General features: G+C 35.0%; 14 protein-coding genes. 7 read left to right on the top strand and 7 right to left on the bottom strand.

Annotated elements, in window-relative coordinates; translation table 11 throughout:
- Positions 1-108 precede the first annotated feature (108 nt).
- The 6 genes from PBT89_RS09785 (at position 109) to PBT89_RS09760 (ending at position 5,729) form a co-directional block, all read left to right on the top strand.
- On the top strand, positions 109-2,259 hold the full coding sequence (locus tag PBT89_RS09785; protein ID WP_270061737.1) for a TonB-dependent receptor: 2,151 nt from the start codon (positions 109-111) through the stop codon (positions 2,257-2,259).
- A 100-nt stretch (positions 2,260-2,359) separates the two neighbouring features.
- Entirely contained in the window at positions 2,360-2,980 is a 621-nt protein-coding gene (locus PBT89_RS09780) for a hypothetical protein (RefSeq protein ID WP_270061736.1), read from the top strand.
- Between the two features lie 56 nt (positions 2,981-3,036).
- A complete protein-coding gene (locus PBT89_RS09775; protein WP_270061735.1) occupies positions 3,037-4,374 on the top strand; it encodes a 2TM domain-containing protein in 1,338 nt (445 codons plus the stop codon).
- Positions 4,375-4,382: 8 nt separating this feature from the next.
- On the top strand, positions 4,383-4,655 hold the full coding sequence (locus tag PBT89_RS09770) for a 2TM domain-containing protein (protein ID WP_270061734.1): 273 nt from the start codon (positions 4,383-4,385) through the stop codon (positions 4,653-4,655).
- Between the two features lie 15 nt (positions 4,656-4,670).
- On the top strand, positions 4,671-4,967 hold the full coding sequence (locus PBT89_RS09765) for a 2TM domain-containing protein (RefSeq protein ID WP_270061733.1): 297 nt from the start codon (positions 4,671-4,673) through the stop codon (positions 4,965-4,967).
- Positions 4,968-4,976: 9 nt separating this feature from the next.
- Positions 4,977-5,729, top strand: coding sequence for a LytR/AlgR family response regulator transcription factor (locus PBT89_RS09760; RefSeq protein WP_270061732.1), 753 nt, complete (start codon positions 4,977-4,979; stop codon positions 5,727-5,729).
- A 277-nt stretch (positions 5,730-6,006) separates the two neighbouring features.
- Here PBT89_RS09760 and PBT89_RS09755 read toward each other — a convergent pair whose 3' ends face one another.
- The 7 genes from PBT89_RS09755 to PBT89_RS09725 form a co-directional block, all read right to left on the bottom strand.
- Complete coding sequence (locus tag PBT89_RS09755) at positions 6,007-6,813, bottom strand: anti-sigma factor (protein ID WP_270061731.1); 807 nt, start codon at positions 6,811-6,813, stop codon at positions 6,007-6,009.
- Positions 6,813-7,343, bottom strand: coding sequence for an RNA polymerase sigma factor (locus tag PBT89_RS09750; RefSeq protein WP_270061730.1), 531 nt, complete (start codon positions 7,341-7,343; stop codon positions 6,813-6,815). The genes PBT89_RS09755 and PBT89_RS09750 overlap by 1 nt, the downstream gene beginning before the upstream one ends.
- Positions 7,344-7,444: 101 nt before the next feature.
- Positions 7,445-8,056 carry a superoxide dismutase family protein gene (locus PBT89_RS09745; RefSeq protein ID WP_270061729.1) on the bottom strand — a complete coding sequence of 204 codons (612 nt, stop codon included), beginning with the start codon at positions 8,054-8,056 and terminating at the stop codon, positions 7,445-7,447.
- 221 nt (positions 8,057-8,277) lie between these two features.
- Complete coding sequence (locus PBT89_RS09740) at positions 8,278-9,333, bottom strand: sugar phosphate isomerase/epimerase family protein (protein ID WP_270061728.1); 1,056 nt, start codon at positions 9,331-9,333, stop codon at positions 8,278-8,280.
- Between the two features lie 18 nt (positions 9,334-9,351).
- Positions 9,352-10,491: a Gfo/Idh/MocA family protein gene (locus tag PBT89_RS09735; protein WP_270061727.1), complete on the bottom strand. Its 1,140-nt coding sequence runs from the start codon at positions 10,489-10,491 to the stop codon at positions 9,352-9,354.
- Positions 10,492-10,506: 15 nt separating this feature from the next.
- Positions 10,507-11,733 (bottom strand): nucleoside permease, encoded by a 1,227-nt coding sequence (locus tag PBT89_RS09730; protein ID WP_270061726.1) that lies wholly within the window; start codon positions 11,731-11,733, stop codon positions 10,507-10,509.
- Positions 11,734-11,747: 14 nt separating this feature from the next.
- A complete protein-coding gene (locus PBT89_RS09725; protein WP_333474132.1) occupies positions 11,748-12,713 on the bottom strand; it encodes a sugar phosphate isomerase/epimerase family protein in 966 nt (321 codons plus the stop codon).
- Positions 12,714-12,897: 184 nt separating this feature from the next.
- On the opposite strand from PBT89_RS09725, the gene PBT89_RS09720 reads away from it, so the two are divergent.
- Positions 12,898-14,604 carry a GMC oxidoreductase gene (locus PBT89_RS09720; RefSeq protein WP_270061724.1) on the top strand — a complete coding sequence of 569 codons (1,707 nt, stop codon included), beginning with the start codon at positions 12,898-12,900 and terminating at the stop codon, positions 14,602-14,604.
- Positions 14,605-14,608 lie beyond the last annotated feature (4 nt).

Raw genomic sequence — 14,608 nt, 5'->3', positions numbered from 1 at the left:
GATTCGGGTTTCGTTTTTTCAATTGGTCGGTAAAAATTTACAATTCAGTTTTCTTTTTTATTAGAGTTGATCTTCCTGAAGCATTTTTGATGTATAAATCAATCAAAAATGAACTTCAACTACTACCTTTTTCTATTCGTCTTTATTTTTATAAGTCAATCGTCATTCGCACAACAGGAAATTTCTGGTGTGGTAACCGATAAAAAAGAGCAACCAATTGCCGGCGCTAATATTTATCTAAAAGGAACTTACGACGGAGCTATTTCAGATGAAAATGGTCATTTTAATTTCACTTCTGAAGAAACCGGGACGCAAACCCTAATTATCTCTTTTCTTACTTTTGAAAGTAAGGAGATTTCAGGAGAAATAAATAGCTTCAAAAATCTCCAAATTCGACTTAATGAAAAGTTTGATGCTTTGGGAGCCGTGATGATCAATGCAGGAAATTTTGAAGCGGGAAGCACTTCAGAAGCTTCCGTTTTAAAACCTTTGGACATTGTTACAACTGCTGGGAGTGTTGGGAATATCATCGCTGCGCTCGAAACATTGCCCGGCACGCAAAGCGTTGGCGAAGATGGTCGCTTATTTGTTCGAGGTGGTGACGCTACAGAAACACAAACATTTGTAAATGGACTTAGAGTGAGCCAACCTTACAATGCCTCGGTTCAAAATGTGCCTTCCAGAGGACGATTTTCACCTTATTTATTTAAAGGAATGTCGTTTTCTACCGGTGGTTATAGTGCTGAATATGGTAACGCGCTCTCCAGTATTTTAGTAATGGATACCCAGGATGAAGCTGAAGAAGATAATACCGAACTAAGTTTTATGAGTTTGGGTTTGGGAATTGGAAAAACCAAGAATTGGGAAAAAAGTTCAATCACTTTAAATGCTAGTTACACCAATTTAGGACCTTATCAATCACTAATCGATCAAAATATTACATTCGATAAAGCATTCCAATCCATTGCAGGAGAAGTAGTTTATAGAAATCAGTTGAAAAATGGCCTATTAAAAGTTTACACGGCATACGATTACACTTCTTTCAATGTAAATCAGCCAAAAGACGGCACTCGCCGTCAAGTGAATTTGAAAAATAATAATTTTTATCTCAATTCTTCTTACGATCATTCCCTAGGGAATAAGTGGCATTTATTTAGCGGAATAAGTTACGGAAACAGCCAAAACGATATAAATTTGGATACGGAAGCTATAGATGATATAGAGAATAGTTTTCATTTAAAGGCCAAGCTCAGCAAAAAGTTTACCGATAAGATTAAACTGAATTTTGGAGCTGAATATTTTAATACCGACTTCGATCAATCATATTTTTCCGAAGACGGGAATTATAATCCTAATTATACTTCAGGATTATTTTCAGTATTTTCTGAAGCGGATGTTTACTTTACACAAAATCTTGCAGCTAAAGTTGGAGTTAGAGCAACACAAGATGCTTTGGCAGAAGAGATTTTTGCTAGTCCGCGTATATCTTTAGCATATAAATTAGATGAAAATCAACAAATTTCAACTGCTTTTGGAAGTTTTAAGCAGCAAGCCTCTCAAGAATATTTAAAATTCAATCAGAACTTATTTCAGCAAAAAGCAACACATTATATTCTGAATTATCAGTATTCTAAAGGCTCAAAAACCTTAAGAGCAGAAGCTTATTTTAAAGAATATCGTGACTTACTAACTTATACTGGCAAAGAAATTACCTACAATTCCAACTTTAGCAATTCAGGTTCGGGATATGCTAAAGGAATTGATATTTTTTGGCGAGATGAACATTTTAAAAATTTAGATTATTGGATTTCTTATTCCTTTATAGATTCAGAAAGAAGATATCGAAACTATCCAACGCAGGTTACTCCTAATTTTGTAGCGAATCATAACCTATCGATCGTAAGTAAATATTGGATTCAATCTTTAAGAAGTCAGGCAGGATTTACATATAATTTCAATTCAGGCAGACCGTATAATGATCCTAATACTTCAAATTTTATGGCTGCAAAAACGAAATCTTATCATAGTTTAAATTTTAATTGGGCATATTTAGTAAGCAAACAACAAATTTTATACGTGTCCATTTCCAATGTTTTAGGAACCGAAAATATTTTTGGATACGAGTATTCCGATTATCCAAATGCGTCTGGAAGATACGCTGCAACGGCCGTTAGACCTTTGGCAGATCGCTTTTTCTTTGTTGGTTTCTTTTGGACGATTAGTGATAATAAAAACCGAAATCAGCTAGACCAACTTTAAAATACAATTCAGTATAAAGTTTTGACGGTTCAGTAATCTATTCTTTAAAGTACAACTGTATTTATTCAATTTTACACTACAAATAAAATCAATCATAAACATGAAAACACTTATTATCCTATTATTAGTTACGGCTGCAGAAGTAATCTCGGCGCAAAAGTACCAAGAAGCGATGCAAAAAGGCATGCAAAACTGGCAAGAAGGGAATATCGAAAGCGCTAGCGCTCTTTTTGAACGTATAGCCAGCGCTGAAAAAGAAAACTGGTTACCAGATTATTATTTAGGACTGGTGAATATTACGGAAGCATTTAATACCAAGGACAAGAAGAAAGTTGAAGCTCAACTTAAAAAGGCGGAAGGTGCATTACAATCTGCGCTATTAAAAACTGAAGAAAACGCAGAGCTATTAGTTTTGGAAGCATTGATTTATACGGTGAAAATTACTCAAAATCCCATGACTAACGGACAAAAATATATGCCGAAAATCAATGAAATTTATGCCAAAGCTGAAAAACTTGAGCCAAACAATCCACGGGTGAAGTTTGAAAAAGCGCAATTTGCCATGGGGAGCGCAAAATTCTTTGGAAACGATCTCGAACCAATTTGCAAAGATATTGAGGCCTCTATCCTTCTTTTTGAAGAATTTGAAAACGATACACCATTTTACCCGAACTGGGGAAAAGACCAGGCTATAAAAGCTTTGGAAAGTTGCCAGCCATAAATCAGATAGAGTACAATTAAAATTTATAGTATTTTTAAAACCATAACATTTCGCTTATGCAAAGTTTACTTAAAATTTTCAAGATCAGTATTGTTGTATGTATTCTGGTTTTTGTTATTAACTTAATATTTAATGATTTTGATATCGATTTTTTTCGAGATATAAAAAACTGGGGAGTGATGGTTTTTTATAGTGTATCGATCACTATCGTTAATGTTTTGTATGCCGATCTTTTTGAAAAATATGTTGGTTGGGAAAATGCAGGAACAAGGCGAATATTCTATTCGGCCTTAGGTGCCATTATAGTTACACTTGTTGCTTATTTTTTGTGTAGGTTAATACATCTTGTGTGGCTTGTGCCGACAAAAACAATAGCCCAGTTTGTTACCGAAGAAAAATTAAGATATTATTTATTTCCTCTTTTGTTTAGTACCGCAATAACCCTGTTTTTTCATTTGATTTATCTTTTTAGGGCTCGACAGGAAGAAAAAATGAAGGAGCAAAAAATTATAGCGGGTACAGCAACCTCAAGATTCGATGCGCTTAAAAACCAACTAGATCCTCATTTTTTATTTAACAGCTTAAATGTGCTAAGCTCTTTGATTGATGAAGATCCAGAAAAGGCGCAGAAATTCACCGGTTCTCTTTCTAAAGTCTATCGCTACGTTTTAGAGCAAAAAAGTAAGGAATTGGTCACAATAGAAGAAGAGCTGAAATTTGCCAATGTGTATATGAATCTATTAAAGATGAGGTTTGAGGATTCTATTATCTATAATTTTCCTGAAAAATTAACAAATCCTGATGCTAAGGTGGTTCCGCTTTCGCTTCAGTTATTGTTAGAAAATACTGTAAAACATAATAAGATCACCCCAGATTCTCAATTAGTGATCACTATTTACGAAGCAGATAAAGTTTTGGTAGTTAAAAACAACCTTCAGCCAAAAGAAATTTTAAGAAATGGTAGCGGTGTTGGTCTTGCAAATATTAAAGAGCGCTATAATTTACTTACCGAAAGAACCATGGAAATCATTAAAACTGAGGATGAATTTATGGTACGTCTTCCATTATTAACTAAAAAAACTAATCAAAAACCAATTATTAAAACTGAAAATATGAAAAGTTTAGAGCTAGAAAATAAAGATTATTTAAACGCTAAAGAGCAGGTTAAAAAAGAGAAAGATTTTTATGGGAACTTAACCTCATATTGTATTATAATTCCTGTTTTAGCGGTTTTCAATTATTTGACTACAGATTTTTTCTGGGTGTTATTTCCGGCTTTAGGTTGGGGACTGGGACTTCTTTTTCATGGTCTTTCAGCCTTTAATTATAGTCCATTTTTAGGAAGAAAGTGGGAAGAGCGTAAGATTAGAGAAATAATGAATAAAGAAGATTAAAATAAGCGATGAGAAATTCAGAAGAAAAATATCTTTCGGCGAGGGAAAAAATGAGAAATATTAAAAAGTTCTATGCTCATGCGATATCCTTTATTCTCTTTAATGTTGTTTTTTTGAGTTTAAACTATCACGAAAACTATATCGAATTTCCGGAGGTTTTATGGGGAACTTTTGGTTGGAGCATAGGTTTAGCTTTTGATTATATGCAAGCATTTGATAAAAATCCGCTTTTAAGGAAGGGCTGGGAAGAACGCAAAATTAAAGAAATATTGGATAAATAAAGATAATTATAGATCATGCAAGATTCAGAAGAAAAATATATAGAAGCACGTAAGAAAGTAAAAAAGATAAAAGATTTTTATACCCACTTAATGGTGTTCATCGTAGTAAATCTTTTTTTATTCGGTGTAAATTGGTACACTATCGATCTACAATATCCTTGGTTTTTGTGGGTTTTATTTGGATGGGGAATAGGTTTGGCATTCGATTATCTAAAAGCTTTTGACAAAAATCCAATGTTCAATAAAGATTGGGAAGAGCGCAAGATCAATGAATACATGAATAAAGAACGTGAACAGCAGCGTTGGGAATAAATTACATAAATGAAAATAGTTATCGTAGAAGACGAGAAGCCGGCCGCACGAGGGTTAAATCGTTTACTGAATAAAAAAGGCTTAGAAGTAGAAGTGATGCTGCATTCTGTAGCTGAAGGTATTTCTTGGTTTTCTGAAAATGAGCATCCAGATCTTATATTTTTGGATATCCAGCTTAGTGACGGATTATCGTTTGAAATTTTTGAAGCCGTAAAGGTGAAAAGTGCTATTATTTTTACCACCGCTTACGACGAATATGCACTTAAAGCATTTAAACTTAATAGTGTAGACTATTTACTGAAACCGATTGATGATGAAGAATTAGATGAAGCAATTGATAAATTTGAAAATACATTTCAATCTAAATCGGTCAAACTAAATGTAGATGATTTTAGAAATCTGCTTAGTTTATCTTCCTCTGATAATTACAAATCCAGATTCACTATTCAGATTGGGCAGCATCTCAAAATTATAGATATAGAGGAAGTAGTTTGTTTTTATTCTGAAAATAAAGCAACTTATATTCACAATAAAGAGGGTAGATCTTATTTAATGGATTTTTCCCTAGAACAACTTGAAAAAGAGCTAAATCCCAAGCTGTTTTTCAGAATTAATAGAAAGTGTATTGTTCAATTAAAAGCTATTAAAGATATTATCTCTTACACAAATTCGAGGTTAGAACTGAAACTTACGAACTTCAATGAATTTCAAATGATTGTAAGTAGAGAGCGCGTTAAGGATTTCAAGAATTGGATTTCTTAATAAATGCTGCTTAAATGTTAAAAATCAAACTTTTAAAAACCGCGATGGTTTTTTATACGTAAATATAAATGAGGAGCAAAGTGAGAAATGCTTCTCAGGCTTGAATCATTTTTTTTGGTCGAATTTTTGGTTTGAGTTTTTGATTTTTTTTGGTTGGTTAGAATGAAAGGCTTGCTTCGGCAAGCCTTTCAGTTTGTCTGAAAATGGAATGATAAACACCTATGAAAAAAGCCCGGCAATTGCCGGGCTTTTTAATTTTATAAAATTAAATACAATCTTAAGGTGCAGCAACTGTCCCTAAAACATATAATTGATCCATCGTTGGCGTTTCACTACCACCTTCTGGCTCTAACGTAATACCAAAGGCTTCAGATTGATTTGCATTTTGTAGACTAAAGATTTTATTTTCATCGCTAGCAAAATCATCTAATAATCCTAAGCTAGTAGGAGTGAGCGGTTGCATTGTTAAAGACCAAACCTGATAAACCTTACCCCTTGGAGGTTTTGGTAAACCTTTAGCATCAATATATGCAGTATTATCTATATCGTTCCAATACACAGTTGCGTAAGCATCAGAAAAACCTTCTTGGCCCTGTAATGGGATTCTCGAGATATTATTATCTCTTATTGCTGCTAAAATTTGTTTGGTATTTTCAGCTTCGTTACGTATATCTGCGATTTGCTGTTCGATAATACTGTTTTTCGTTTCAGCTTCAGTTAAAGATCTTCTAAGTTCACTATTTTGTTGGAATAAAAAGAATAGTCCGATCAAGAATACTAAACTTGCGGCCCATCCTATATAATTAACCCATCTTGTGCGTTGTCTACTTTCAGGGCTTAATTGCCTTACTGGAGTACGTGCAGATAATTTAGATTTTAAGGTCGACAATAGTGCTTCCGGATTGTATGGTGCAATACCGGCGGCTAATTTTTGTAAGGCATCTTCAATTTCTTCAACTTCTTTTTCTACTTCAGGGTATTCTTTTAACACCGCCGTTACTTCCCGACTTTCTTGGTCTGTAAGTGCGCCGTAAACATAAAGTTCTAGAATTCCAGATGATATATATTCTTCGATCTCAGCCATTAGTTTCCTACAATTTCTCTTAATTTATTTATACAGGCTCTATTTCTGGTTTTTACAGTTCCCAGAGGCATTTCCAATTCTTCAGCGGTTTCTTTTTGAGTATATCCTTTGAAGAATAATAGGTCGATTAATTTTTTACAAACTGGCTTTAGAACTTCAATATATTTTTTCAATCCTATAGCGTCTATAGTAGCACTAAAATTAGTTTTTGATTCTAATATATTTACGAAATTATCTGCAGCTAGGTTTTGTCGTTTATTTTTAAAGCTTTTTGACCGTATTTTATCTATAGATGCATTTCTTGCAATGTTTAGTACCCAAGTGAAAAAACGGCCTTTATTAGAATCGTAAGAGGCTGCATTTTCCCATATTTTCATAAATACATCCTGTAAAACTTCTTCGGCAACATCTTTTTCACCGATAATACTAAAAATTATTCCATAAGTACTTTCTGAGTAGAGCTGGTAAATACGCTCAAAGGCTTTTTGATTCCCTTTTTGTAACTCAAGAATAAGCTCATCCTGCTGCATAAATCTGAATGTGGTTAGTTTCTTTAAAAATATATAAAAAAATAAAAGCAGCTATATGAATAGCTGCTTTTATTTAAAATATTGTAGTATTTCTACTAAAATTATTTCATCTCAATAACTCCACATCCTACACGAGTACCAGCGGCACCTGAAGGTTGAGAAGTGAAATCGTCCACACCGTCATGTACGATAATTGCTTTTCCTAGAATATCTTTAGTATCATCTCCACATCCTATACACCACTCATCTGTAGTCACTGTTATTGTTCCTTTTCCGCTAGAATCTACCTCAAAGTTTCCAATATCTCCTTTGTGGTATCCTTCTTCAGATCCCCATTTACCATGAGGCTCATTAGTAGGATTCCAGTGTCCGCCTGCTGAAGTTCCATCTGCTGCAGAACAGTCGGCTTTTTGGTGAATATGGATTGCATGTTTACCTTCTGAAAGTCCCATGATAGTCGCTTCCATAGTTACTTCACCGTTTTCTTCGGTAAAAGTTACTTCCCCAGAAAGATTGCTATCACTTTTAGGTTCTAAGGTTACCATAACTTCTTTTTTCTCAGAAGATTCGGCATCCATATCTTCGTCCATTTCAGAAGTCATTTCTGTGTTTTGATCATCTACTTCTACTTCTTCGTTATCTTTTTTCTCGTTCTTACAACTAGTAATAAAAAGTGAAGCGCAGAATAGTAGCGATAAGCTAATACGTTTCATAATAATGATTGGTTTTGTGATTATAGGCACTAAAGTACTTTGAATATAGTGCTTTCGCAAAGATTTAAGTATAGCTTAACATTGCGAAGGTTCTTTATTCACCTGCTGTCATCATTTGTCTAGAAGTTAATAATACAAAATGTTTATAGCTAACTATTGTAAAATTAACGCAATTAAAACTATTAACGATCTTCTTATTACTGCTTATGTTTAATTGAAATTTATTGAATTCCTAAAATGGATTTCAAGCGATTTTGATCGATTTCGGATCCTGCAAAATCGTCAAATTTCTTCTGAGTAGCTTCAATAATATGTTTTTGTATAAAAGGAGCTCCTTCTTTAGCTCCTTGTTCTGGTGATTTTATACAGCATTCCCATTCCATTACTGCCCAAACATCGCATCCATATTGAGTTAATTTAGAGAAAATGGTTTTAAAATCTACCTGCCCGTCACCGGGGTGGCGATATCTACCTGCGCGGTTTATCCAATCGTTATAACCACCAAAACTTCCTTTTTTTCCGGTAGGATTAAACTCTGCATCTTTAACATGAAACATTTTAATGAATTCATAATAGTGATCGATATAGGTTAAATAATCTAATTGCTGAAGAACAAAGTGACTTGGATCGTAAAGAAGATTTACTCTTTTATGATTATTGGTTTCAGCTAAAAAGCGTTCGAATGTGTCGCCGTCGTGGAGATCTTCACCAGGATGGATTTCGTAACAAAGATCCACTCCGTTTTCATCAAAAGTATCCAAGATAGGTAACCAGCGATTTGCTAACTCTTTAAATCCAAGCTCTACAAGACCATCGGGTCTTTGTGGCCATGGATGAGCGGTATGCCATAAAAGCGAGCCACTAAATGTACCATGCACATCTAAACCAAAATTCCTACTGGCTTTCGCGGCACTTTTAAGTTGTTCTACTGCCCATTGCGTTCTGGCTTTTGGGTCACCTTTATATTTATCTGGAGCAAAATTATCAAACATAATATCGTAGGCCGGATGTACAGCAACTAGTTGTCCCTGTAGATGTGTACAAAGTTCGGTGATTTCTAATCCATAAGATTCCACTTTCCCCTTAAGCTCATCGCAATAAGTTTTACTTTCTTCGGCTTTTTTAAGATCGATCAAAGCTGACTCCCATGTAGGGATTTGTATTCCTTTATATCCTAAATCTGCTGCCCATTTACAAAGACCGTCCAAGCTATTAAATGGAGCTTTAGAATCCATAAATTGAGCTAAATAAACTGCAGGTCCTTTTATAGTTTTCATTAGTTAGTTTTTTGAAGGTTAATTATCTATGTTTACCCAAACATTGCCATTTTTATGGCTTTCTACTGCTTTTTCGATAAAATTCATTCCGCGTAAACCATCGTTAATCGTTGGATATTCGCCATCATAAACTTCTTCTTCTAAAATAGCTTTAGCAACACCGTGATAAATATTTCCCATAGAATCGAAAATTCCTTCAGGGTGTCCCGGTGGTAATTTTGTCCCGCTTAAAGAAAAGTCGCTGTTGTAAGCATGTCCCGGTTTTAGAACCTGTAATGGCTTATTTTCTTCCAAAAAATATAGATAATTAGGATTTTCCTGTTCCCATTTAATACCAGCTTTATCACCATACACTTTTACCGTAAAGTTATTTTCCTCGCCGGTAGCGATCTGGCTTGCTCTTAGCACTCCCTTAATTTGATCTTCAAATCTTAATAGAACTGTACCATCGATATCCATTGAATTATCCTCGTACAGGTAATTGAGATCTGCAAGGATTTTTTTAACTTCCATACCAGTAACATATTCGATCATATCGTAAGCATGCGTACCAATATCACCAATACAGCAACTGATTCCAGATTTTTCTGGATCTAAGCGCCAAATGTTATTACGCTGTTCTTTATCATGGATGATAGGATTGATCCATCCCTGATAGTACTGAACATCGATCTTCTGAATTTTGCCAAGCTTTCCTGAGGTGATCATTTCTCGCATTTGGCGCACCATTGGGTAGCCAGTATACGTATAAGTGACAGCAAAAACTTTCCCTGCTTTATCTTTAACTTCTTTAAGAATTTGAGCTTCTTTCAAAGTCGTGGTCATTGGTTTTTCACAGATCACGTGAAATCCACCTTCCACGAGCTGTTTTGCCATAGGAAAATGGAGAAAGTTTGGGGTAAGTACTGAAACGACCTGTATTCTATCCTCTTCTGGTAATTTGTTTTCTTGTGCTATAAAATCCTCCAAATTTGAGTAAATGCGATCTGTACCAATACCAAGATCTTCAGCGAATCTTTTACTTTCATCGAAATCTGTATTGAAAGCACCACCTACAACTTCAAACATATCGAACATTGAAGAGGCAACACGGTGCAATACTCCAATTAATGAATCACTACCACCACCAAGGATGCCTAGTTTTATTTTCTTTCCCATTCTATTTTTTAAATTTTATTCTGAATATTCAACTTTTTCATTGCGGAAGAAGATAGAAAAAACAATCATCACCACAAAGGCAAAACCAGCTGGTACGATCCAGATATTTGTCCAGTCATGGCTACCATCTGCATTAAGATACATATCACTAATTTGTCCTGCTACCCAAAATCCTATCAACATACCAACACCATAAGTAGCCAGAGTGATTAATCCTTGAGCGGCACTTTTAATTTTTGGACCTGCTTTAGAGTCGGTATAAATTTGTCCCGATACAAAGAAAAAATCATAACAAATTCCATGTAATGCAATGCCTAAATAGAGCATTATAACTGTTTCATCTGCGTTTCCATAAGCGAAAAGTAAGTATCGAGTCGTCCATGCTAGCATTCCTGCAATAAGGGTTATTTTAAACCCATATCTTTTAAAGAAAAAAGGAATCAGCAATAAAAATAATGCTTCAGAAACCTGGCCTATAGCCATTTTTGCAGTAGGGGAACCCATGCCAATTTCAGCTAAAAATGGATTTGCATTTTGATAATAAAAAGCAAGCGGAATACAGATTAATATTGAAGATAAAAAGAACATAAAGAAATTTCGATTTTTAAGTAAACCTATGGCTTCTAAACCCAAAATGTCTTTGATCGTAATTTTTTCTCCTTTACCAGAAGGCGGAGTTTTAGGTAAGCTGAAACTAAAAAGTCCTAATACTGTTGATGCAATAGCCACCATTAAGAACGTATTCTTAAGCATACCTTCAGCTCTTGCCGCCTCAGAGTCCCATGCAAAAACATAACTTATTACCAGTCCAGAAATAATCCACCCAATAGTTCCAAAGACCCTAACATTTGAAAATTCTTTAGATGGATCTTTCATCTGGGCAAAAGAAATGGAATTTACCAAAGCTAAGGTTGGCATGTATAAAATCATATAGCTTAGCACATAGGGATAAAAACTCCCAAAATCTACCGAGCTGTACATCATATACATCAATACAGCCCCCATTATATGAAGCACACCCAAAATTCGTTCAGCATTAAAAAATCTGTCGGCAATTAATCCAATAATAAAAGGAGCAACTATGGCTCCCCAAGATTGTGTAGAAAATGCCATTGCAGTTTCTGCTCCCGTTGCGCTTAAGTTATCGGCCAAAAATGTTCCCAGAGTTACAAACCAACCACCCCATATAAAGAATTCTAAAAACATCATTAGCGATAATTGAAATCTTACAAGTTTCTTCATAGCGTGTAGTTCGTTTAAAGTTTTTCAGCTTCTTTGAGTAATAGTTCTTTAGTTTTTAAAATACCTTCTTCTGGAGCCAAACCAGTGCCTTCATATTCTACACCAATCCAACCATTATAACCCGCGTCTTTTACTATTTTCAAGATTCGGCCAATATCCAATGTTGTTTCTTTACCATTTTCATCAAACTCGTAAGTTTTTGCACTTACTGCTTTTGCATAAGGGATCATTTCTTCAATCCCTTGATAAGTAGGGTATTCTTCAACACATTCTGCACCCCACATTTCACCGTTTTTTCTACGAAGACAAAAATTGCCAAAATCGGGTAGTGTTCCACAATTAGGAAGATCTACTTCTTCCATAACTTCGGTTAGAAGTTTAGCATTGCTGGACAAACCGCCATGATTTTCAACCAATACATTTATACCTTTCGTTGCAGCATATTCAGATAATTCGCTTAAGCCTTTTACAGCGTTCGTCTTCCAGGCTGCTTCTTGATTGCTTCCAAATAAATTTACTCTAATCGCATGACAACCCAAAAATTGTGCAGCATCCACCCATCTTTTATGCTTTTGGACAGCTTCTTCTCTTTTTCCATCTTCTATCGATGCTAAATCGCCCTCATCATCAACCATAATCAAGACATTTTCAACTGAAAATTCTTCACTTTTAGCTTTTAGAGTGTCTAAAAGCTTGGTGAAAGCAGCTTCTGGATCTTTAGCATCACGATATTTGCTGAAATAAAGTTGGTTTACATATTCAATACCATGAAATCCTAATTGATTTGCTTTTTCAGCAAAATCAACCGGATCTAATTCGCCACTATGAATTGGCTTTTCTAAAGACCACTGAGCTAAACTCAGTTTGAAGAAAGGTTTATTGTTTACAATAGAATCAATAGGAGTAGAGATTTCATCTTTATTTTCTGCTCTTTTATTTTTACAAGATAGCAGTGATAAATTGAATATAAATACTCCCAAAAGAATGATTTGAAACCTGGAAATTTGACTGTTCATAAATTATGTTAATATAGTATTGAAAATTATGATATTTATTTTATTTCAGTCATAAATTTATTGTTTTTTTTAAATATGCGAAATTTTAACCAATAATTTATATATTTGAGAAGATTCGATTATCTTATTATTAACCAATAACATTATCGTGAGCAAAAGTTATTATCAAAACGAAACCTACGATGCTATAGTGGTGGGTACAGGAATTAGCGGAGGTTGGGCTGCTAAAGAGTTGTGTGAGAAGGGCTTTAAGACCTTGGTGTTGGAAAGAGGGCGTATGATAGAACATGTAAAAGACTATCCTACGATGAATGATGATCCCTGGGATTATAAATTTAAAGGTCAGCAAACACGAGAAGAAGTTGCGCGCCAACAGAAGCAAGCTCGTACTGGCTATTCCACAAATAAAGCAAGTGCACATTGGTTTGTGGATGATATTGATCATCCTTATAACGAAACTAAAAGATTCGATTGGATGCGTGGTTATCATGTTGGAGGTAGATCAATAATGTGGGGGCGTCATAGTTATCGCTTAAGCGATTTGGATTTTGAAGCAAATAAAAAGGAGGGGATTGGTGTAGACTGGCCTATTCGTTATAAAGATATTGCTCCCTGGTATGATTATGTAGAGTCTTACATTGGAGTAAGTGGTCGGAAAGAAGGTTTAAGTCAGTTACCAGATGGTAATTTTTTACCTCCTATGGATTTAAATTGTTTAGAGGAACATGTAAGAGATCGAATCGCAGAAAATTTTGAAGGTCGCGTTTTAACTGCAGGCCGAGTAGCGCATATTACCGGAGATAAAAAATTTGAAGGTCGTTCTAATTGCCAATTTAGAAACCGCTGTATTAGAGGATGTCCTTACGGAGGTTACTTTAGTAGCCCTTCTTCAACTTTACCGGCAGCAAGCAGAACCAATAATATGACTTTAAGACCTTATTCAATTGTTAGTGAGGTTTTATACGATCCAGATACCAAGGAAGCGACCGGGGTTAAAGTAATAGATACTGAAACTAAAGAGGAAATGGAATTTAAGGCCAATGTAATTTTTCTTTGTGCCTCGTCGATGGCTTCTACCAGTATCCTAATGCAATCCAGATCTGATAGATTTCCTGATGGTTTAGGAAATGATAGTGGAGAGTTAGGACACAATATTATGGATCACCATTTTCAGGTAGGAGCATCAGGAAAATTTGATGGTTTTAAAGATTCTTATTACAAGGGCAGAAAACCAAACGGAATTTATCTTCCGCGTTTTCGAAACCTAAAAGATAATGAAGGATTAGGTTTTAGTAGAGGCTATGGTTACCAGGGAGGTGCAAGCCGTAATAATTGGCAGGAAACCATTGCAGAATTTGGTTATGGTCAAAAAATGAAAGAAGCAATTACCAAACCGGGAGGATGGACGATGGGCCTTGGTGCTTTTGGTGAATGTTTGCCCTATCACGAAAATAAAATGACATTAAATTACGATAAGCTTGATAAATGGGGAATCCCTACGATAACTTTCGATGCGGAATTTAAAGATAACGAGCTCAAAATGCGCAAAGACATGAAAGAGCAAGCTGTCGCCATGTTGGAAAAATCGGGGGGTTATGATATTTCTCCCTATGATAATTTAGGAGCTCCAGGCTTAGGAATTCATGAAATGGGAACGGCAAGAATGGGCCGTGATCCTAAAACTTCTGTTTTAAACGGAAATAACCAGATACATAATGTCAAAAATGTTTATGTAACCGATGGTGCATTTATGACTTCTTCTGGTTGCCAAAATCCATCATTAACATATATGGCCATGACTGCCAGAGCTGCAGATCATGCTTCCAAAAACTTCAAAAATTCGTCTAACGCATAAACAA

Source organism: Zunongwangia sp. HRR-M8 (genome assembly GCF_027594405.1).
GTDB lineage: Bacteria > Bacteroidota > Bacteroidia > Flavobacteriales > Flavobacteriaceae > Zunongwangia.
Note: the sequence above shows the minus strand (reverse complement) of the source record. Positions and strands in the feature narration are given on the sequence as shown.

Coding starts and splice junctions, on each gene's coding strand:
- PBT89_RS09740 (WP_270061728.1), bottom strand. CDS start 9,333: ATGAAAACTATAAAAGGACCTGCAGTTTATTTAGCTCAATTTATGGAT.
- PBT89_RS09765 (WP_270061733.1), top strand. CDS start 4,671: ATGCAAGATTCAGAAGAAAAATATATAGAAGCACGTAAGAAAGTAAAA.
- PBT89_RS09770 (WP_270061734.1), top strand. CDS start 4,383: ATGAGAAATTCAGAAGAAAAATATCTTTCGGCGAGGGAAAAAATGAGA.
- PBT89_RS09735 (WP_270061727.1), bottom strand. CDS start 10,491: ATGGGAAAGAAAATAAAACTAGGCATCCTTGGTGGTGGTAGTGATTCA.
- PBT89_RS09745 (WP_270061729.1), bottom strand. CDS start 8,056: ATGAAACGTATTAGCTTATCGCTACTATTCTGCGCTTCACTTTTTATT.
- PBT89_RS09780 (WP_270061736.1), top strand. CDS start 2,360: ATGAAAACACTTATTATCCTATTATTAGTTACGGCTGCAGAAGTAATC.
- PBT89_RS09750 (WP_270061730.1), bottom strand. CDS start 7,343: ATGCAGCAGGATGAGCTTATTCTTGAGTTACAAAAAGGGAATCAAAAA.
- PBT89_RS09730 (WP_270061726.1), bottom strand. CDS start 11,733: ATGAAGAAACTTGTAAGATTTCAATTATCGCTAATGATGTTTTTAGAA.
- PBT89_RS09755 (WP_270061731.1), bottom strand. CDS start 6,813: ATGGCTGAGATCGAAGAATATATATCATCTGGAATTCTAGAACTTTAT.
- PBT89_RS09785 (WP_270061737.1), top strand. CDS start 109: ATGAACTTCAACTACTACCTTTTTCTATTCGTCTTTATTTTTATAAGT.
- PBT89_RS09775 (WP_270061735.1), top strand. CDS start 3,037: ATGCAAAGTTTACTTAAAATTTTCAAGATCAGTATTGTTGTATGTATT.
- PBT89_RS09760 (WP_270061732.1), top strand. CDS start 4,977: ATGAAAATAGTTATCGTAGAAGACGAGAAGCCGGCCGCACGAGGGTTA.